General features: G+C 39.3%; 20 protein-coding genes and 1 riboswitch. Of the genes, 9 read left to right on the top strand and 11 right to left on the bottom strand.

The features are described from left to right. The first annotated feature begins 6 nt into the window (after nucleotides 1-6). Entirely contained in the window at nucleotides 7-801 is a 795-nt protein-coding gene (locus CSV67_RS09985; RefSeq protein ID WP_099631442.1) for a histidinol-phosphatase HisJ family protein, read from the top strand. 57 nt (nucleotides 802-858) lie between these two features. Here CSV67_RS09985 and CSV67_RS09980 read toward each other — a convergent pair whose 3' ends face one another. The 3 genes from CSV67_RS09980 to gdhA form a co-directional block, all read right to left on the bottom strand. Further along, the gene (locus CSV67_RS09980) at nucleotides 859-1,434 is read right to left on the bottom strand and encodes a YdcF family protein (protein ID WP_099631441.1); all 576 of its coding nucleotides are present in this window, start codon (nucleotides 1,432-1,434) and stop codon (nucleotides 859-861) included. A 99-nt stretch (nucleotides 1,435-1,533) separates the two neighbouring features. Continuing rightward, nucleotides 1,534-2,745: an argininosuccinate synthase gene (locus tag CSV67_RS09975; RefSeq protein ID WP_099631440.1), complete on the bottom strand. Its 1,212-nt coding sequence runs from the start codon at nucleotides 2,743-2,745 to the stop codon at nucleotides 1,534-1,536. A 139-nt stretch (nucleotides 2,746-2,884) separates the two neighbouring features. Next, nucleotides 2,885-4,267: an NADP-specific glutamate dehydrogenase gene (gene gdhA / locus CSV67_RS09970; protein ID WP_099631439.1), complete on the bottom strand. Its 1,383-nt coding sequence runs from the start codon at nucleotides 4,265-4,267 to the stop codon at nucleotides 2,885-2,887. Between the two features lie 380 nt (nucleotides 4,268-4,647). Between gdhA and CSV67_RS16815 the strand changes: the two genes are divergently transcribed. Further along, entirely contained in the window at nucleotides 4,648-4,791 is a 144-nt protein-coding gene (locus CSV67_RS16815; RefSeq protein WP_199171272.1) for a hypothetical protein, read from the top strand. 50 nt (nucleotides 4,792-4,841) lie between these two features. Here the strand turns inward: CSV67_RS16815 and CSV67_RS09965 are convergent, their stop codons facing one another. Then, nucleotides 4,842-6,125 carry a LysM peptidoglycan-binding domain-containing protein gene (locus CSV67_RS09965; RefSeq protein WP_099631438.1) on the bottom strand — a complete coding sequence of 428 codons (1,284 nt, stop codon included), beginning with the start codon at nucleotides 6,123-6,125 and terminating at the stop codon, nucleotides 4,842-4,844. 153 nt (nucleotides 6,126-6,278) lie between these two features. Between CSV67_RS09965 and CSV67_RS09960 the strand changes: the two genes are divergently transcribed. Further along, nucleotides 6,279-6,908, top strand: a complete 630-nt coding sequence (locus tag CSV67_RS09960; protein ID WP_369802733.1) for a spore coat protein — start codon at nucleotides 6,279-6,281, stop codon at nucleotides 6,906-6,908. A gap of 102 nt (nucleotides 6,909-7,010) precedes the next feature. Further along, a complete protein-coding gene (locus CSV67_RS09955) occupies nucleotides 7,011-7,670 on the top strand; it encodes an HAD family hydrolase (protein ID WP_099631437.1) in 660 nt (219 codons plus the stop codon). Between the two features lie 41 nt (nucleotides 7,671-7,711). Here CSV67_RS09955 and CSV67_RS09950 read toward each other — a convergent pair whose 3' ends face one another. Continuing rightward, nucleotides 7,712-8,416 (bottom strand): YetF domain-containing protein, encoded by a 705-nt coding sequence (locus tag CSV67_RS09950; protein ID WP_369803173.1) that lies wholly within the window; start codon nucleotides 8,414-8,416, stop codon nucleotides 7,712-7,714. A 66-nt stretch (nucleotides 8,417-8,482) separates the two neighbouring features. Beyond that, nucleotides 8,483-9,391 (bottom strand): homoserine O-acetyltransferase MetA, encoded by a 909-nt coding sequence (gene metA, locus CSV67_RS09945; protein ID WP_099631436.1) that lies wholly within the window; start codon nucleotides 9,389-9,391, stop codon nucleotides 8,483-8,485. Between the two features lie 93 nt (nucleotides 9,392-9,484). Beyond that, nucleotides 9,485-9,591: riboswitch (SAM riboswitch) on the bottom strand. A gap of 150 nt (nucleotides 9,592-9,741) precedes the next feature. On the opposite strand from metA, the gene CSV67_RS09940 reads away from it, so the two are divergent. Further along, complete coding sequence (locus CSV67_RS09940) at nucleotides 9,742-10,011, top strand: AbrB/MazE/SpoVT family DNA-binding domain-containing protein (RefSeq protein WP_099631435.1); 270 nt, start codon at nucleotides 9,742-9,744, stop codon at nucleotides 10,009-10,011. A gap of 123 nt (nucleotides 10,012-10,134) precedes the next feature. Here CSV67_RS09940 and CSV67_RS09935 read toward each other — a convergent pair whose 3' ends face one another. Next, nucleotides 10,135-10,449, bottom strand: a complete 315-nt coding sequence (locus CSV67_RS09935) for a thioredoxin family protein (protein ID WP_099631434.1) — start codon at nucleotides 10,447-10,449, stop codon at nucleotides 10,135-10,137. A gap of 617 nt (nucleotides 10,450-11,066) precedes the next feature. On the opposite strand from CSV67_RS09935, the gene serA reads away from it, so the two are divergent. Then, nucleotides 11,067-12,653 (top strand): phosphoglycerate dehydrogenase, encoded by a 1,587-nt coding sequence (gene serA / locus CSV67_RS09930; RefSeq protein ID WP_099631433.1) that lies wholly within the window; start codon nucleotides 11,067-11,069, stop codon nucleotides 12,651-12,653. A gap of 43 nt (nucleotides 12,654-12,696) precedes the next feature. Here serA and CSV67_RS09925 read toward each other — a convergent pair whose 3' ends face one another. Next, nucleotides 12,697-13,143 carry a small multi-drug export protein gene (locus CSV67_RS09925; protein ID WP_099631432.1) on the bottom strand — a complete coding sequence of 149 codons (447 nt, stop codon included), beginning with the start codon at nucleotides 13,141-13,143 and terminating at the stop codon, nucleotides 12,697-12,699. 67 nt (nucleotides 13,144-13,210) lie between these two features. Next, nucleotides 13,211-14,005: an HAD family hydrolase gene (locus CSV67_RS09920; RefSeq protein ID WP_099631431.1), complete on the bottom strand. Its 795-nt coding sequence runs from the start codon at nucleotides 14,003-14,005 to the stop codon at nucleotides 13,211-13,213. A gap of 176 nt (nucleotides 14,006-14,181) precedes the next feature. On the opposite strand from CSV67_RS09920, the gene thpR reads away from it, so the two are divergent. Continuing rightward, on the top strand, nucleotides 14,182-14,730 hold the full coding sequence (gene thpR, locus CSV67_RS09915; RefSeq protein WP_158232918.1) for an RNA 2',3'-cyclic phosphodiesterase: 549 nt from the start codon (nucleotides 14,182-14,184) through the stop codon (nucleotides 14,728-14,730). A 34-nt stretch (nucleotides 14,731-14,764) separates the two neighbouring features. On the opposite strand, the gene CSV67_RS09910 is transcribed toward thpR, so the two are convergent. Beyond that, nucleotides 14,765-16,453 (bottom strand): methyl-accepting chemotaxis protein, encoded by a 1,689-nt coding sequence (locus CSV67_RS09910; protein WP_158232917.1) that lies wholly within the window; start codon nucleotides 16,451-16,453, stop codon nucleotides 14,765-14,767. A gap of 556 nt (nucleotides 16,454-17,009) precedes the next feature. Between CSV67_RS09910 and CSV67_RS09905 the strand changes: the two genes are divergently transcribed. Together CSV67_RS09905 and CSV67_RS09900 are read left to right on the top strand one after the other, a co-directional pair. Further along, nucleotides 17,010-18,167 (top strand): acyl-CoA dehydrogenase family protein, encoded by a 1,158-nt coding sequence (locus CSV67_RS09905; protein WP_199173166.1) that lies wholly within the window; start codon nucleotides 17,010-17,012, stop codon nucleotides 18,165-18,167. After that, entirely contained in the window at nucleotides 18,164-18,721 is a 558-nt protein-coding gene (locus tag CSV67_RS09900; protein ID WP_099631427.1) for an SLOG family protein, read from the top strand. Before CSV67_RS09905 ends, CSV67_RS09900 begins: the two co-directional genes overlap by 4 nt. Nucleotides 18,722-18,776: 55 nt before the next feature. Here CSV67_RS09900 and CSV67_RS09895 read toward each other — a convergent pair whose 3' ends face one another. Further along, nucleotides 18,777-19,316 (bottom strand): hydrolase, encoded by a 540-nt coding sequence (locus CSV67_RS09895; RefSeq protein WP_099631426.1) that lies wholly within the window; start codon nucleotides 19,314-19,316, stop codon nucleotides 18,777-18,779. Between the last annotated feature and the right edge of the window lie 90 nt (nucleotides 19,317-19,406).

The following is a 19,406-nucleotide window of genomic DNA, read 5'->3' as shown; positions in this document are numbered from 1 at the left end:
GAAACTATGTTTGATTACCATATGCACAGCGCATTTTCAGCGGATTGTGAAATCCCCATGGTGGAAATGGCTAAAGCCTCTATAGCTAAAGGCCTTACTGAAATCTGTTTCACCGATCATATCGATTATGAATATCCGGATGAAACCATTCATTTCGATTTTGACAAACTCGACTATGCACAAAAGATTCTTCAATTAAATGAACAATTCAATGGCCAACTGAAGATTAAAAAAGGTGTTGAAATCGGCTTGCAGCCTGATCTATTACATCTTTACGAAGAACTGATGGACGAGCATGAATTTGATTTCGTCATCTGTTCACTACACACAGTCGAAAATAAGTCCTTACACTATCGCGAGTTGTTTGAAGATCGTTCAACAAAGGCAGCTTTTGAGACGTATTATAAAGAACTATTATATTGTGTTCAGCATTATAAGCGTTACAGTGTGCTTGGACACGCAGATTTAATTAAACGCTATACCGATCAGCCGCCAGCTCATTTATTTCATGACTATTTAGAAAAGATCTTCAATACTATTATACCAGAAGGTAAAGGGATCGAACTGAATACTTCGGGAACTCGCTACGGATTGCCGCATAATATGCCAAGTGAAGATATATTGCGTTTATATAAACAATGTGGAGGTGAAATCATTACACTTGGTTCCGATGCGCATAGAACAACAGAAATTGCACATGAGTTTAAGGAATCTTTAGAGTTATTTCAGTCCATTGGTTTTAACTATTTGGCTACATTTACAGAAGGCCAGCCAGAATTCCATAAAATTTCTTCCTTGTAAGAGGAAAAGTGACGAGAACTTCTTTGGAGTTTCGTCACTTTTTATTTTGGAATATCACTATCGTCTGAATAGCCATGTTTTTAACAAAGCCAAACGCTCTCGAATTAATACTTTTGCTTTTATGGATTCAGGCGTCTTTGCTGCAACAACATCAGACTCCCATCCTATCTGTCTTGCAAGAAACCTCGCTCTAGCCAAGTGATAGTCACTGCTGATGATAGTCACTCCCGCCACTTCAGGTATGATATTCTGACTGAATTGAAGATTCTCGTTTGTGGAGGTAGATTGGTCTTCCATAACTAAGCGTTCTTTCGCAATTCCATGTTGTTGTAAAAAACGATACATTGCCTCAGCTTCGCTAATGTCTTCGTCTTTTCCTTGTCCGCCTGCAAGAACCAACTGTACATGCGGGAATTGCGTAGCATACTCCACAGCGCTCTCCAATCGGTAACGCAATGACAGCGAAGGAACTTCTCCGTTCACTTTGGCCCCTAGAATAATTGCATAGTCATAGTTTCCATTCGCTTTCATCTGTTGTGCTTGTTTTATTCTTTCTCCTGGTAACATCCAAAACATCCCCAGTCCCGCAATGATCAAAACTGCCAGTACGATTATCCTCCATAATTTCTTCATTCGTTCACCCCCTGCTATATTCATAAGACGGAGATGAATGTAAAGTAGTTCCAAAAAAGAGCAGCGAACCTTTTGGCCACGCTGCTCTCACTATCTATTTTAAGGCTTCTTCACGATTTGCTTTTTATTGACCATACTATGCACCTCAGTAGGTAATCCCCATAGCTTAATGAAACCGACCGCTGCGGCTTGATCAAATTCATCATCAGATGTATAAGTCGCTAATTTCTCATTATATAGGGAATTAGGAGATTTACGACCTTCTACTATTACGTGGCCTTTAAACAACTTCACACGAACTGTACCGTTGACGTATTGCTGAGTCTCTTTAATGAATGCCTCTAGTGCATTACGTAAAGGAGAGAACCAAAGACCGTTGTAAATCAACTCACCAAGTTTTTGTGAAATGATGGGTTTAAAGTGTGCTAATTCCTTCACAAGCGTTAAATCTTCAAGTTCCTTATGTGCTTTCAACAACGTAATAGCTCCTGGAGCTTCATATACTTCACGGGATTTGATACCGACTAAACGATTTTCTACATGATCAATACGACCTATCCCATGTTTTCCAGCCATTTCATTCAACATGGTAATCAATTCACTTAATATATACTTTTCCCCATCAATCGTAACCGGAACACCTTGTTCAAAGCCAATCTCGATAATATCAGCAGTATCGGGTGCATTTTCAATGGAAACAGTTAAACCAAATGCGTCCTCTGGAGGTGTTGCCCATGGGTCTTCTAAAATTCCACATTCATTTGCACGTCCCCACAAGTTTTGGTCCACTGAGTATGGACTATCCAAATCAATTGGAATCGGAATATGATGTTCTTTTGCATAATGAATTTCTTCTTCACGTGACCAGCTCCATGAACGCACAGGCGCTACGACTTCAAGCGTGGGATCTAGTGACTTGATCGCTACTTCGAAACGTACTTGGTCATTTCCTTTTCCTGTGCATCCATGAGCTACTGCCGTCGCTTGTTCTTGATGTGCAATTTCCACTAACTTTTTGGAAATAAGCGGACGTGATAAGGCAGAGACAAGTGGATATTTATTCTCATAATATGTTTGTGCTTGCAATGAAAGAAGGACAAAATCCTGTGCGAATTCTTCGCGTGCATCAATAACATAGCTACTGACGGCGCCCACTGTAAGAGCCTTTTCCTTAATGAAGGTAAGATCTTTTCCTTCACCGACATCTAAGCAAACCGCAATGACGCTATATCCTTGATCCGTTAACCATTGAATTGCAACAGAAGTGTCTAAACCGCCTGAATAGGCTAAAACGACTTTTTTCTTTTCCATGGGTAAATCCCCTCTCATTGAAGCGAATGTATTTTTATTCAACCGAATGTATTTTTATAATAACATATTTTAGTTGAAACGCAATAAAAAAGTATAAAAAAACAGACACATTATTAAAAATGTGTCTGTTCTATATTACTTATCGAATTCCGTGCGCAACCATTGCGTCTGCTACTCTCAAGAAGCCTGCTACGTTGGCACCCATTACTAGATTGCCTGGTTTACCGAAGTCAGCTGCTGCAGTACTGCAGTCTTTATAGATGTTCTGCATTACTTCTTTCAAATGCTTATCCACCTGTTCTTCTGACCATGATAGGCGTTGACTGTTCTGAGACATTTCCATAGCAGACACGGCTACACCGCCAGCATTGGCAGCTTTCGCTGGTGCGAATAATACATTATGCTCTTGAAAAATTTCAATTGCTTCAATTGTACAAGGCATATTTGCGCCTTCACCGACCGCTTTTACACCATTTGCGATCAACATATGTGCTGCAATTTCATCGATTTCATTCTGTGTGGCACACGGTAATGCAATATCACATGGAATAGACCAAATTTCTGTGCAATCAGCATGATACTCAGCATCAATATGTTCTTTCGTATATTCCCAAATACGTTTATTGCCGTACTCTTTTAGCTCCTTCACCAAGTCAAGATCAATTCCGTTCTTGTCATAGATATAGCCATCAGAATCACTACATGCCACAACTTTCGCTCCGAGCTGCATTGCTTTTTCCATTGCATATGTCGAAACATTACCTGAACCTGAAACTACAACAGTCTGACCTTCCAATGAAAGATTATTTTCTTTTAGCATTTCATCTACAAAGTATACTGTACCATAACCAGTTGCTTCTTTCCGACCAAGACTTCCACCGTGATCAGGATTTTTCCCAGTTAAAATACCTGCTTCATAGCCACCTTTAATCCGATTGTATTGACCAAACAGATAGCCGATTTCACGTTTACCTACACCAATATCGCCTGCCGGCACGTCAATGTCCGGTCCAATATGTCTGCTAAGTTCTGTCATGAAACTTTGTGTAAAGCGCATGACTTCACGATCAGATTTACCCTTCGGATCGAAATCAGAGCCACCTTTACCCGCTCCGATTGGTTGACCTGTCAAGGCATTTTTGAAAATCTGTTCGAAAGCGAGGAATTTCATAATACTATTATTAACAGATGGGTGGAAACGAAGTCCGCCCTTATAAGGTCCGAGGTCACTATTAAACTGAACGCGGAAACCTCTATTTACTTGTACCTTGCCCTTATCGTCTTCCCACGCTACACGGAAGGAAATGATTCTTTCCGGCTCTGTGATGCGTTCTAGTATTCCGTTTTCCATAAATTCGGGATGCTTAGCAAAGACAGGACGAAGAGAATCAAAAATCTCTCTTGTCGCTTGTAGAAATTCCTTTTCATCCGGATTCCTTTTCTTCACCAATTCATATACATTATGAACATAATCATTTGCTCGTTTGCGATTATTATATTCTACCTCATCAATCTTTGTCATTTGCGATCATCCCTTTCCCTAGGTATTAATAAAAAAACTGTCGACTGACCAGTCACTCATTTACTCAGTGGCTATAATTTAATATACTTATATGATTAAAGAGTAAATTCTATTAGATAAATCGAATTTTAATTGTTCTAAATATTTCTTTGTATTCCAATATTATCACTGAAAAGATAGTAAGTTACAAGATTTTTTTATAATATCTGTGTTTTGACTTAACTTTTGTGTCAATTTTATGTACTATCTTTAACTTTATCATTTACAATCGCGTGAGTTAGGAGTATTATTAAACTATTCAAACAAACTATGTGGGGTTATAAATGTAAGCGCATACACATACTAGTGAGAACAATACGAAAAGAAAGAGGCGAAGCGTTATGACAAAGAAAACAAGTACAATTCGATCAATCTTGGGAGCGAACCTACTCCTGATCATGACTTTTGCTTTCCTACCTGCTTTACTCGTAAATCCAGATATGGAGATGTTCCAAAGCGCAATGAAATTGTTAACTAACGAGTGAGAACTCATATGACAGAGCCTTTCCTTTTTCTTAAGGAAAGGCTCTTATATTTATCGCTTACGAATTATAAATCGATCGTCTAATAATAGCCAGTTTTGTGGGAATGCTAAGCCAAGTTTCCAATACATGATTCCCCGCAACTTGAATCTCTTCAGCAAGTTAAACTTCTCGTTGATGCTTCGTGCATCTTCAAACCACACCTCATGTTCGGTTCCTTGTTCATCGTAATACGTATAATGCGGCGCTTGAGCTAGGGCATCGTATTCAATTGCAACATTCTGCTCAATTGCCAGATTAGTAGCGGCACGCGGGCTTAATGCTCTGGCAGCTTTACTGTCCGATTGACCAAATGGGGCTGTCCAATCATAGCCGTATAGATTCTGACCTAAAAAAATTTTTTCATTCGGGATTTGACTAACTGCATATTCTACTACTCTTGTGACCGGACCAATTGGGCTAACAGCCTGTGGTGCACTATACGTATATCCCCATTCATAGGTCATCAATACAACGAAATCTACAATTTCTCCATGCACTTTATAATCATGAGCGCCATAAATACCTGTCGTGACTTCCCCGGCTTTTGGTGCAAGTGCTGTGGAAATCGTAAGGCCTGCTTTATGGATTTGATCGCGTGCATTGCGTAATAATTGATTATATAATTCCCGATCTTCCGGGAATAATAACTCAAAATCGAAGTGAATATCGCCATAGCCGATCTCTTTTGCTATATCAATCGCACTTTGAATCATTCGGTTTTGCACTGCCTGATCTGTAAAAATAACATGCGCTAATTCCGCACTGAATGTAAAGTCTTCTAAATTCGTCAGAACTAGCAAATTTACAACACCTGCGTTTTTTGCGATAGTCGGAATATCTGCTAGGGCTGGTGCTTTGAGTGATCCGTCACGTTGTACTTCATAACTGAACATCGCGAGATACGTAAGACCATCCACACGTTCTCGTACTTCCGAGAGCATATCTTGACTGACTGGATTACGCGGTTCTACATATAATAATGAATCAATCATCGTTTTCACTTCTTGTGGTATATATAGACGCTGACCAATCATTAACGGTCTCGTCGGGTTGATTGCATTAATTTCTGCCAATCGCGCAACTGTTAGACCAGACCTTTGTGCAATTGTATAGAGACTATCACCGGGCCGCACCCAGTAATACGAACCTATTATCGGAATGACAAGCGCTTGTCCTACAGCCAATCGTATATCGCTTTCTAATTCATTAACTTCTGCTATTTGCTCGTATGGCACACCATATATTTTACCAATTTTATATAAACTCTCACCTTGCGAAACTACATGAATCTGCATGTATCTCCACTACCCTTCCTGAGTTCTATCCTTATGATATGATGGCGCTTTGCGAACTATGCATGGGTCATCAATACAATTTCATGTGCATAAGATTTCGATCACTTCACATACTAATCTCGATGTACATGACTATTGAAGGAGGAAAAACATTTGACAAATCAATTCGAAACGTCTCAACACATGCAAGGCGGACAAGTTCCCCCATCGATGAATCACGGTGGACATGAGTTATTTGATGTTAAAGAGGTATTAAGCGCGTCAGTCGGAGCATTGAACCAAGCGATGATTTTACGTCCACATGTCCAGGATCCGGAACTTTTGGATATTCTCGATCGACAATACCGATTCATGCTGGATGAGTATAATATCCTTGTCGAAAGTTTCAAGACAGGCAAAGATCCCTCGCATCCTACACAACGCTATCAAATGAAGGCAGGCAGCGACTTCATTTATGGTATGAAAGAAAAGGCACCTACTAAGCCGATTCAATCTACAGGTGAAATCAATGATGAAATCATCTCCGGCTTTTTGTTGGGCGCTACAAAAGAAGGCGCTACAGGCAAAACGGCTGCTTCATTAGAAGTATGTAATCCAGTCGTTCGCCGTGTGCTTGCAGATTCCGTACCCAACTGTATAGAAATGGCATACGAGTTGTCCATTTACCAAAACAAACATCACTATTATCAAGTTCCACAATTAAATGATCAGGATATGAATATGTTGCTTAATTCTTTTGCGCCTTCGCAAGGTCAACCGGGTATGCCAAACAACCTTCAATAAGTTAACGATTCAAGCAGATGGAGTTTTTCTCCATCTGCTTTTTGCTTTTACACTCGTTATATTTGTATACTAGGAAGAAGAACTGAATGGAGGAGTGTTTTTATGAGGGTTGCGATCTTTGATTTTGATGGTACGTTGTACACTAAAGAAACCTTTAAATTACTCATGGAGCATTTAAAGAATCATCCCACGTACAAGCAGTATTATAAAAAGTTTTACCGTTCGATATTACCACTATATATTCGCTATAAATTAAAATTACTACCTGAATCTATCATGAAAGAGCGCTCTATGCGTCTCTATCTACAAGCTCTGCATTCATTGACGATGACGGAATTACATGAGTTTTTCAAAAGTATGCGTTACAAAATGATGCCTGACTTCAATGAACAAGTCATTAATCGACTGACAGAACATCGAAAGGAAGGTTACCATGTCCTACTCGTTTCTGGTGCTTATACTCCTTTTTTAAAAGCAGTCACAAGTCACCTGACATTTGATCAAGTTATTGGTACAGACATCCCTTCTATTGGTGAAAAGATTGCAATGGATCGGCCATTCCTACATATTCAAGGTACGCGTAAAAATGAACAAATTTCTCAAGCGCTACAAGGAGTAACTGTTGACTGGGACAATAGCTTCGCATATGGAGACAGCATTTCTGACCTTCCAGTCTTAGAGAAGGTTGGGTGCCCGGTAGCAGTACGTCCAGATGAAAAACTTTCTGTTATAGCCCAAAAAAGGAACTGGGAAATATTATAAAAAAAACGTGAAGAGCCCTGACATAATCAGGACTCTTCACGTCAAGTCGATTTTAATGTATTAATATATAAACTACCATCTGTCTGAATTTCTGCATAGAGAACATGCTCTGGCTTGGAGATCCCTTGTTTTTTTAGCTGTTCTGTTAGCCACGTGTCGGTCAATTGAAGTTCTCTCATATTTTTCTCTTCTACTTTCCCGTTAGTAATAATTTCAGTCGGAATATATTTTGGCGGTGGTGCGGAGGCTTTGACATCTTTCTTTGTCGCATACTTCTCTTCTGCATTCAGCATGACACTTAAATTACCATTCGTTTCGAATATCGCGTAATTGACATCTTTCATCGAAAATACCGACTGCTCTCGTAACATCATATTTATATCATTGAAACTCAGCCGTAGCTTACGCAGGGAACCTTCCAGAATTTTCCCGTTCTGAATGACAATCATCGGCTTATCATCGAGTAATACGCGGAGTTTAATGGATTTGAATGATAAAAAGTTAGCAAGAATGGTTAATACCGCCCACAAAACCATTCCATATAAACCGTTCAAAAATGGCGTTTCTGACTCTCCCGCCAAATTGGCCGCAATCGAACCGATTGTTATACCTGTCACATAATGAAAGAAAGTCAATTGTGACACTTGTTTTTTCCCCATAAAACGCGCCAAAATCAACAGCACAACAAATGACATCACCGTTCGCAAAGTCATTTCCCAAAAGGATAATTGCCAAAACTCATCTATGTTCACCGCATACACCTCCAGTAGTCGGAGTATGTGCAAACTATAGAAGTTTATACACTCATTCTTTTAATTCCAGTTATATGGAGTTTTCTGGTAGACATAGTAATTGAGCCAATTGGAGAATAATAAATGCGTGTGGGAACGCCAAGTATTTATAGGTTCTTTGGATGGGTCATCGTTCGGATAATAATTTACAGGAATATCAATGTCCACACCTTTTTCTAAATCGCGGGCATATTCATCTCCTAATGTGTGTGCATCATACTCTAAATGTCCAGTTACCATAATATGTTTTGCATCATTTGAGATCACAATAAATGCACCAGCCTCTTCAGAAGCTGAAAGTAGAGTCAAATCGGGATGATTCTTTATCTCTTCTAATGAAACTCCGGTATGGCGTGAGTGTGGCGCTACATATACATCATTGAATCCACGTGCCAAGTTTACTGTCGGATCGCTAATATCATGTGAGAATACTCCAAAACATTTCTTTGGCAACTCGAACTTTTCAATTCCGTAGTGATGATAAAGAGCCGCTTGGGCACCCCAGCAAATATGGAGGACAGATGTAACATTCGTTTTTGTCCATTCCATGATTTCTTCCAACTCCCTCCAATAGACTACATCTTCAAATTGTAGAAGTTCGATTGGAGCACCCGTGATAATCATGCCATCAAAACGGCGATTTTTCACATGTTCAAAAGTGGTATAGAACGTTTCTAAATGATTCTGACTGACGTTTTTCGAAACATAGCTAGCTGTATTAAGAAATGTGACATTCACTTGTAAAGGTGTATTACCAAGTAATCGGAGCAATTGTAACTCCGTCTTCTCTTTTTCAGGCATCAAGTTCAAAATTAAAATATTGATTGGGCGGATATCCTGTGTTGTCGCACGTTCTTCATCCATAATAAAGATTTTTTCTTCTTTCAATAATTCTACTGCAGGCAAATGTTTTGGTATATTAATCGGCATTCTATTTCCCCCTTGACTTTCATTTATTACAATTTCTATACAAAAAAGCCCTCATTTCTCTTAGATAAGAAAAGGAGGGTTGACCGTTCACCGTTCTTATCTCTCAAGACAACAATCTTGTTGGAGGTAGCACCTTCCTGTATGCACAGAGGTTGCTGAAGCTTCATCAGGCCAAATCCCTCAGCTTCTCTTGATAAGAAATATTTAATTACTGACTATTATAGCATTAATAATTTAATTGTATAGCAGAATTATCAAATTGTTCTGCGCATTTAAGTTTTGTAAATTGTAGATGATATGTTTTGGTGTATAATAGAAATTACCCACTACTTTTCTTCGAGGAGGAGCTTATGAAGTCTTTAGGTATTGTTCGTAAAGTCGATCATCTCGGTAGAATTGTTATTCCAAAAGAACTTCGAAATTCTTTGTCGATCGATAAGGGCGACCCGATTGAAATTTTCGTAGAAGACGATAGAATCATTTTGAGAAAATATCAGATCAACAGAGCGTGTTTTATCACGGGTGATGTGATGGATGAAAACAAACTATTGTCAAACGGAATATATATCAGCCCACAAGGCGCTAAAATCCTTATGGAACAATTAAAAGATTTCACGTAATACACGACATAAAAGCTTCTTGTAGCTAATTTTCTTATATAAAAAGGACTGAAAACAACTTCTGCAGTTGTCTTCAGTCCTTTTGTTTAATTGCCACATATCTTCCCGCTGGCAACCATTTCATTACGTTAAGCTATTAATAAACTCTTCGATCTCTTCCTTAGTTTTACGATTCTTACTGACAAAACGACCTGTCTCCGTTCCTTCGCTGAATGCTACGAAGCTAGGAATACCGAATATATCCAACTGACTGCATAAATCTATAAATTCATCACGATCAATTGTAACAAATTCATACTCTGCAAATTCTGTTTCCAATGTCGGCAAGAATGGTTCAATTACTCTGCAATCTGCACACCAATCTGCAGTGAATAAGAAAATCACCTTTTCCTCTTGTTTAAGTTGCTCAAATTGCTCAAGAGATTCTAACTTTTTCAATTTCCAACACTCCTCTAAATGAATAGTATACGCACACTATAACACTTATACCTGCATTTCTTCCTTTCAGACGACTTATGCTATTTCCTTTCACTTGGTTGAATTCAAGATGTTTTTTTATAATTAACTCCCAAAACACGAACGTTCACAAATAATTCAATAATACCGTTCGCGTTTAATGGTTTTTCGTTTTTTCGGGAAAAGCAATTGACAATAGTTTTTGACATGTTATGATTAATTCTAAATTAATAGTTGCTAAACAATTTTGACGAAGACATACCTTCCTGAAAAGAATTTTCCAGAGAGCTGACACAGTGGTGAAAGTTAGCAAATTCCGAGGTTGGGGGCACTTCCGAATTGATTCGCTGAACATTTTAGTAGGCTGATCCGTCACATGCACGTTACGCATGCTGAATGAAGGCTGCAATTGCAGCAAAACAAGGGTGGTACCGCGTTAGTTTATTGAGCTTTTCGCCCCTTACTTATATGTAAGGGATGAAAGGCTTTTTTATTTTACCTATAAGGGGGGTAGCGCGCAACTTACATAGACGATCAATTGTACTTAGCTTTTCCAACAAAAAATCCACTACAAACAATTGAAGGAGAGAATGAATATCATGGCTTTTAAAATACTTATTAGTGATCCACTTAGCGAAGACGGAATTTTCCCATTACGACAGGCAGAAGGTTTTGAAATAGTAATGGAGACGGACCTGACACCAGATCAGCTGAAAGAACGTATTAAAGATTTCGATGCATTACTAGTACGCAGTCAGACAACAGTTACAAAAGAATTGTTGGAAGCAGCTGATCAATTAAAGATCATTGGTCGTGCAGGTGTAGGGGTCGATAATATCGATTTGGACGCAGCTACCGAAAAAGGAATTATCGTTGTGAATGCGCCGGATGGCAATACAAACTCTGCAGCCGAGCACACAGTTGCAATGATGATGTCCATGGCACGCAAAATCCCTCAAGCTTTCAACTCGTTGAAAAACAATAAATGGGATAGAAAATCATTCCTTGGCGTGGAATTGAAAGACAAAACTTTGGGGATTATTGGACTTGGCCGCATCGGGGCTGAAGTTGCAAGACGTGCAAGAGGACAACGTATGAATGTAGTGGCGTATGATCCCTACTTAACGGAAGATATCGCGAAAAAATTGGGCATAGAAATTGGAACTGTAGATGAAGTTCTTGAAGTAGCTGATTTCATTACAGTTCATACGCCTTTACTTAAAGAAACACGTAGAATGATCAACAAAGAAGCATTCGAGAAGATGAAAGACGGCGTACAAATTATCAACTGTGCACGCGGCGGAATCATTGATGAAGATGCTTTATACGATGCAATTGTTGCTGGTAAAGTGGCGGGCGCGGCACTAGATGTGTTCGAAAAAGAACCATTCCTTGACCACAAATTATTGACATTACCTGAAGTAATAGCAACTCCACACTTGGGTGCAAGTACATTCGAAGCACAAGAATCGGTTGCAGTTGACGTAAGCCGTGACGTAGTAAACTTCTTGACAATTGGTTCGGTTCGTAACCCAGTAAACTTGCCATCTGTTTCCCGTGATGTATTGGCAAAAATCGAACCATTCTTCGATCTTACAGAGAAGTTGGGTATGTTCTTATCCCAAATTCAGAACTCGGTTATCCATGAAATCAATATTCAATATGCTGGTGAATTGGCAAACTACGATGTGCGCGCGTTAACGCGTAACACAGTCAAAGGTATTTTGAAGCGTAATCTTGGAGAAACAGTTAATGATGTAAACGCGAAGTTATTGGCTGATCGTTATGGCATCAAAGTGAATGAGCAAAAAACAACTACTGGTAAAGGCTTCTTGAACTTAATCTCAGTAGAAATCGTTACTGAAAAAGGTATTCGCAAAGTAGCAGGTACACTTCTAAACGGCCTTGGAGCACGCATTGTAAAAGTGGACGATTATGTAGTAGATGTGATTCCAAGCGGTCACTTACTATTTATCCGACACATGGACCAGCCTGGTGCAATCGGTCGCGTAGGTACACTTCTAGCAGAAGAGAATATCAATATTGCAGCGATGCAAGTCGGACGTTCCACTGAAGGCGGATATGCTATTATGATGTTAGCTGTTGACAACCATGTCGAGTCAGCTTCTATCAAACGTATCAAAGAAGTTCAAAATATAAACGATGCAAAAGCAATCGATTTATAAAAATATGAAAATCCAGTTGAGAAGTAAATCTCAGCTGGATTTTTCATGTACGATCGACAAAGAAATCAAATCCCATAACCGTTAGCATTCCGAACACTACACACCATAGCGCAATACTGACCGCCGACCAAATTGCCGTATTCACTTTCTTGGCGCCTAATACGAGGCCAATAAAGGCCGCGATATGGGTTCCAATCAATATTGGACCAGCAAGTGCTAAAAACGGCAAACCGTATGTATTCATAATTTTTTCTGCACGTCGTTGGCGTTTCGACCCGCTATTCCCCTTCTTTCGCTTTCTACGTGCTATCCATTCTTTAATATTTTGGAAACCAACAATCAATAGAAGAACTGTTGCCATATTGCCAGCAAATGAAAGAACTATCACCCATATAGGCGATAGACCCCGAATAATACCTAACGGAACGACAATCATAATTTCGATCCATGGAATGGCCGCTCCCAAAAACACCATGATATATTCCAGCATGATATACCTCCTTGCTGTACAAACAGTGAAACATGAGTGGACAAGGATCAAAACCGATGAGATCAACTCATCGGTTTTCTAATGTGGCCAGTATAGGAAAAAGACCATGTAAATTATCGATTTCATACGTAGGTTTCACTTCTTCATTCTGTAACTTATTTTCACGATTAATCCATACATTACGCATACCGACACGACTTGAACCCAAAATGTCCGTCATCAAGTTATCACCAATCATCAACGCTTCATCTGCTTGAACCCCACTCAACTCAAGAACATGCTTGAATATAGAAGCATCAGGCTTTCCTTTACCAAATGCACCAGAAACGATAATATGATCAAAGTAACCAGGTATCTCGGGTGAGATCGTCAGTTTAATCTGTTGTAAACTTGGTGAACCGTTTGTCAAAAGGATTAACTGATAGTTGTCCTTCAATTTATCTAACACTTCAAACGTCTCTTCATATATATATGGATGATTCTTACGCTCTCTTGGAAATACATCAGCTAATTCCCTACCAAATGCTTCATCATCAATCCCTAGTTTCTTCAACCCTTTAACCCATGCTTCCTTTTGGTAACCTGGAATAACCTCTTTCATTTTCTGAAACTCTTCCCCTTCGTCGTCAAAGACACCCCATAATCCTTCAAAAGGATTAATTCCGATATTTTGAGTATGTGGAAATGTTTCATATGTAGCATACAAATCTCTTGCTTCCTGGCGCACTGCATGCTCAAGTTCTACTGGATTGACCCCTGTTTTCTTTGTTGCATACTCACAAGTTTTTTGAAAAGCCATGGAAATACTCTTGGCATCCCATATCAATGTATCATCCAGATCAAAAATCAACGTTTTAATCATCGTGACATCCCCTTTGCAATTGTAATAATTCAGTTATATCTCCCTCTTATTATACACATTACTTATGTGTTTTGTTAGTGGGTTCCCTAAACTGCAAGCCAGACGCAGATTTTTTATGCTAGTATGCATATATTTCAGGGAGTGAGGGAACCTATTGAATAGGAGGTGAGCTGGAATTGGTACAACATTATTTTATCGGCATCTCTATTGCTCATCCTGTCGATGATATAGCACAACAATTTCGCACAGAATATCAATTGAACGAGAAGTACAAAGTAATTCCACATGATAAGGATTTGCATTTGACCCTTCGCTATATTGGAGAGCTTGATGACACCAAACTCCCCTGGCTGAAATCCTGTCTACAAAAAATCGCCAAATCGCATACAGAATTCACGGTGTACGTAAAAGGTCTATCTTTTTTCGGATCTGCAAGTGGACCACGTGTAGTTTTTCTAGCAGTTCAGGATTCCGAGTCTTTACGCGAACTACAAAAGCAAATCACTAGACGTACAGAGGAGATCCTTGACTTGGAAAGAGATACTCGCTTCGTTCCACACATCACGATAGCTAAAAAACGCAAGACTACAGATAAAATGCAATTAGAAAAAAAGTCTATGGAACCTGTTCCCATCATAATAGAAGGTTTTACCCTTTTTAAGATTCATCCTAAAGCAACTCCCTCCTATGAGGCCATCGCGCATTTTCCATTAAAAAAGAGTTGATTGCCAACTGCGCAATCAACTCTTTTTGGATTTTCTACACTTTAAATCGTGACATATCATTTTGAAGTTGTTCTGCAAGTTCGGCCAATGTTTGTGAACAAGATGTGATTTCCTCATTGGCCGCTAACTGTTCTTCTGTTGCAGCACTAGTGGATTGGGCTTCTGCTGCTGCTTGAACCGCCAATTCTTCTACTCGTTTAGCTCCTTCTGTTACTTCATCTGTCATCGCACGAATTTCTTCGATTGCTGATGATACTGTAGAAACTTTTTCACTAACGTCTGATGTTGCATGCTCGATGTCCAAGAAGACGGCATTTGTTTTCTCTGTTGACAATAATCCTTCAGCCACACGTTTTCTACCTTCATTCGTGCTCGTCACCACTGTTTCTACATCATGAATGATCGTATCTATCATTCGACCAATTTCTTGCGTAGATTGCTTGGATTGTTCCGCCAAATTTCGCACTTCTTCCGCTACGACAGCAAAGCCTTTACCGTGTTCTCCTGCACGCGCCGCTTCAATAGCCGCATTAAGTGCGAGTAAATTAGTTTGTTCGGCAATTGCCGCTATCATCGATGTGACGCCACGAATGCTTTCAGTGTGTTCGGACATTTTATTAATCGTTTCCATGGAATCGCCAATGGTCTTACTAATGTTCGTCATCTGATCGGTCGTTTCTCCCATTAAAGCAGAGCCTTGCTTTACCAATTGCGCTACATCATCTGATGAATTCAACATGTCCTCATTATCTTGTGTAATGACATCAATGGCGGTTAACATTTCCTCCATTGAGATAGTAGATTGATTGACAATAGTCGTTTGCATCTCACTCGTCTGTAAGTTCTTTTCCGAAATTTCTGCTACCATTTCAGAAGCGGCCAAACTCTCTTCTGCACTTGCAGACAATTCTTCTGATTGTGCTGCTAAATGCAAAGCGGAATTTTTCGCTCGATCAATAATACCACGTAAATCAGCAACCATTTCATTTAGCGTAATAGCCATATCGCCAATTTCGTCATTATTTTTTATCTTCACTTCTTCTATGGCAAAGTTCCCTGCCGACACTTCAGCTAATGCAGTTGTCATTGTGCCAACCGGGCGGCTTATCAAACGAGTGATAATCATTGTGACCACTACACTGCCTATGATCCCTAGTGCAATTAAGATTGTCATCAATGAAATAGCGCTATTTGTATAGCTCGCCACTTCCTTTTCCAACTGTTCTTGTTGTTGTCTTTGGTAATCAATCATTTGATTGATAGTATCGGAAATCGTTATTTGAAAACCTACTCCATTCGTTCCAATAACAAGCGCTTGATCATCATTCCCTGCACGTTTCTCTTCTATAATAGATAGTAGTACCTTATCGTATTCTTCACTTGCTTCCCGAATAGATACCAATGCAGTTTGCATAGTGTTACTTTTTAGGATTTTCTCCAATTCAGTTAAGCGGTCTTCTATAAGCGATTGGGTCTCCTCTAATTCTTTTATGTAAGTTTCCGAGCCATATAACATATATCCCCTAATATTTTTAGTTAAGTTATTTTGATCGTTTTGCTGTCGCTCTAACAAAATGACCTTATGCATCCGATCGTTAATTAAAAATGAATACTTTTCGTTAATATTCTTCAGTGCTAAGAACCCTATTAATCCAATAATAATGATAATGATGACTAGACTCATAAATCCAATCCATAACTTTTTTCCAACTGTGAATTTCATCTTCAACATTCTCCCCTATTCAATTTTCAACCTTCGAATACATTTGGTATGCAATGCTAATTATACCCTACAATATTCATATTCGCATAGAGTAATTTAAATTTTCCGCCAAATTAAAAAATATAGCATGTAGTATCGTTTGTTTTCATCCATTTTATATTTTCTAGTTATTTATATACATTTTACTACCATAAAAACAATTATCAATGTGTCTTTATACTTCCATAATCGGACAACAATTGATTCCAAGGTCCTTAAATTATAAAGTGGATTTTTTTACGAAAAAATCACACATAGGAGTTTCAACTAAACTTGAAATTCCTATTGTGAGTGCGAATAGTTAAACTATTCTCTTAGTTATATTGTGAAATCTTACAGAGTTTGACATGTATTTTTTTCTTTCGTCAGAATGGTATTTATTTCGTTTTTCTAGTATACTAGAATTTCATGACCCTTGAGAGAAGTACTCAAGGCAATTTTGCGTTTGTATATAAATTTGACATTAAGCCAGCAGTGAAAAGCAGTACAAGAATGAAGTGGTTAGGATGTGTTACTCGTGTCAACAGAACTTTTTATCACAACGGACTTTCAACGCCGATGGGTCAATCAATTGACTGAGGCAGGTCCGTTTTTCAGCAGCTTTTCAGAACAATCTGATGAGCTCTCAAAGTTTCCAAAAGAGAATATAGAAAAACTCGTGAAAATGGGCTATACGACGCTGACCTTACCTAAAGAATTAGGAGGCGCGGGTATCACAGTGACTGACATGGTGCTCTTTCAGGAGACCATCGCTCGTTTTGATAGCGCTACCGCTCTTGCTATTGGCTGGCATCAAGGAGTCGTTGGTGAACTGTATGAGAGCCGGAAATGGACGGAAGAACAGTTAGCCCAGTTTAGTGAAGCGATCCAACAAGGTGCCCTTGTGAATCGTTCCGTTACCGAAGCACAGACCGGTAGCCCTACACGTGGCGGCCGACCACAAACAACTGCTGTCCGCACAGAGAATGGTTGGGTGATTTCAGGTGAAAAGACATTTACGACTATGGCGCCTGCCCTTACCCATATTCTCGTATCTGTTTGGATTGAAGAAAAACAAAAAACAGGTTTTTTCTTGTTGCCAAGTGACACGGCCGGCCTTTCCATCAGAGATACTTGGCATATGATTTCCATGCGCGGTACGGAAAGCCAGACACTTGTGCTAAATCAAGTGGAAGCAACGGATGATCAGTTGGTAGAAGTGAATGAGGCACCACGTGGCAACAACCAAAACGGCTGGCTTCTTCATATTCCCGCTTGTTACATGGGAATTGCCCAAGCGGCACGTGATTACGCGGTGCACTTTGCAGCCACTTATCAGCCGAATAGTCTTAATGAACCCATTGCTTCCCTTTTCAGTATCCAAACACAAATCGGGAAGATGGATTTAGAGCTGATTAAAGCACGTCACTTACTTTACGATATCGCGAGAATTTACGATGACCGTGCTCGTCGAGTTCATTTACAAAACGAACTCGGGGTAGCGAAATCGATTGTAACGAATAGTGCGATAGAAATTGTTAACTTAGCGATGCGCATTGTAGGCGCTAAAAGTTTGGAATTGTCGAATCCCCTCCAGCGATATTATCGCGATGTGCGGGCCGGACTTCACAATCCACCGATGGATGATATGACGATTACAAAGCTTGCACAAGCCGCAATTAGTGAACAACAATGATTAAACGCTTACTCGTGAGCGGGTATAAAGCCCATGAATTGGGAATCTTTAATGAAGACCATAAAGGCATACCTATCATCAAGAAGGCATTGACAGATCAATTGCTAGTTCTCCTAGATCAAGGACTCGAATGGGTTATAGTCAGTGGACAGCTTGGAGTTGAAACGTGGGTTATTGAATGCGTGTGGGACTTGCAAGAAGATTATCCAAACTTACAATACGCGGTCATTACACCATTTCTCGATCAACAATCGAACTGGAATGAAATAAAACAAGAGACATATCAACAAATCATATCACTTGCGGATTACACAGTGAGTTTGACAAACAAACCTTATGAAGCACCTTGGCAATTTGTAGAGAAGAATAAGTTTCTACTTCGAAATTCGGATGCTTTGTTACTTCTATATGATGAAGAAAATGAAGGGTCACCGAAGTTTCTTAAAAAAATGGCAATGCAACTAGCTGAAAATACCGCCTATGAATTTTTATCGATTACCGCGGATGATCTACAACTCATTGCGGAAGATTTACAGCGAGAACAATGGGAGTAAGAAAAAGCGAAATGCCAAATATCAGGCATTTCGCTTTTTCTATTTGATGAATGATCTACTTAATTACTTTTAAAACCTGCTTAAATTTATCTGTCCCTGCCTCACCTAACAACTCATATAACGCTGTTTCTACACAAGTACCTGAGACTCCAAGATGTTTCATCTTTTGTAAGCCGATCATTTTATTAGCTTCTGTTCTGGAAGTAACTGCATCCACTACCACTTCTACTTCGTAACCTTGCTTCACAAGATCAGCCGCTGTCATGTAGACGCAAATATGCGTTTCAATTCCTGCAATCAATACTTGCTTCCTACCCAACTCATTGAGTTGTTTAACAAATTCTTCGTTGCCCATTGCACTGAATGTCATTTTTGAAATGGGGTGTTGTCCTTCAAGCAAGTTCGATAACGATTCAGTAGTCGACCCTAGACCATCTGGGTATTGTTCGAGCCATAGAATAGGAATATCCAATACTTGTAGTCCTTTAATCAGCTTCTCCAAGTTATCATGTAGTTCCTGGCTTTCATTGACGATTTGTGCGAGTTTTCCTTGTACATCTACTAAAACAAAAACTGTTTGATCGGTTTGCAACATAATGTAGTCATCCCCTTTCCAACATTCCTGTAAGTATAGCATATTAACAGATTTATTAGAAAAATATCTATTTCTAATTATCAAGTAAAA

The organism is Sporosarcina sp. P2, assembly GCF_002743255.1.
GTDB lineage: Bacteria > Bacillota > Bacilli > Bacillales_A > Planococcaceae > Sporosarcina.
The sequence above is the reverse complement of the archived record's forward strand: the minus strand, read 5'-3'. Positions and strand labels throughout refer to the sequence as shown.

Excerpts from the sequence above, each read along its gene's own strand:
- CSV67_RS09985 (WP_099631442.1), top strand. The coding sequence starts at position 7 with ATGTTTGATTACCATATGCACAGCGCATTTTCAGCGGATTGTGAAATC.
- CSV67_RS09980 (WP_099631441.1), bottom strand. The coding sequence starts at position 1,434 with ATGAAGAAATTATGGAGGATAATCGTACTGGCAGTTTTGATCATTGCG.
- CSV67_RS09975 (WP_099631440.1), bottom strand. The coding sequence starts at position 2,745 with ATGGAAAAGAAAAAAGTCGTTTTAGCCTATTCAGGCGGTTTAGACACT.
- gdhA (WP_099631439.1), bottom strand. The coding sequence starts at position 4,267 with ATGACAAAGATTGATGAGGTAGAATATAATAATCGCAAACGAGCAAAT.
- CSV67_RS16815 (WP_199171272.1), top strand. The coding sequence starts at position 4,648 with ATGACAAAGAAAACAAGTACAATTCGATCAATCTTGGGAGCGAACCTA.
- CSV67_RS09965 (WP_099631438.1), bottom strand. The coding sequence starts at position 6,125 with ATGCAGATTCATGTAGTTTCGCAAGGTGAGAGTTTATATAAAATTGGT.
- CSV67_RS09955 (WP_099631437.1), top strand. The coding sequence starts at position 7,011 with ATGAGGGTTGCGATCTTTGATTTTGATGGTACGTTGTACACTAAAGAA.
- metA (WP_099631436.1), bottom strand. The coding sequence starts at position 9,391 with ATGCCGATTAATATACCAAAACATTTGCCTGCAGTAGAATTATTGAAA.
- CSV67_RS09940 (WP_099631435.1), top strand. The coding sequence starts at position 9,742 with ATGAAGTCTTTAGGTATTGTTCGTAAAGTCGATCATCTCGGTAGAATT.
- serA (WP_099631433.1), top strand. The coding sequence starts at position 11,067 with ATGGCTTTTAAAATACTTATTAGTGATCCACTTAGCGAAGACGGAATT.
- CSV67_RS09925 (WP_099631432.1), bottom strand. The coding sequence starts at position 13,143 with ATGCTGGAATATATCATGGTGTTTTTGGGAGCGGCCATTCCATGGATC.
- CSV67_RS09920 (WP_099631431.1), bottom strand. The coding sequence starts at position 14,005 with ATGATTAAAACGTTGATTTTTGATCTGGATGATACATTGATATGGGAT.
- CSV67_RS09910 (WP_158232917.1), bottom strand. The coding sequence starts at position 16,453 with ATGAAATTCACAGTTGGAAAAAAGTTATGGATTGGATTTATGAGTCTA.
- CSV67_RS09900 (WP_099631427.1), top strand. The coding sequence starts at position 18,164 with ATGATTAAACGCTTACTCGTGAGCGGGTATAAAGCCCATGAATTGGGA.
- CSV67_RS09895 (WP_099631426.1), bottom strand. The coding sequence starts at position 19,316 with ATGTTGCAAACCGATCAAACAGTTTTTGTTTTAGTAGATGTACAAGGA.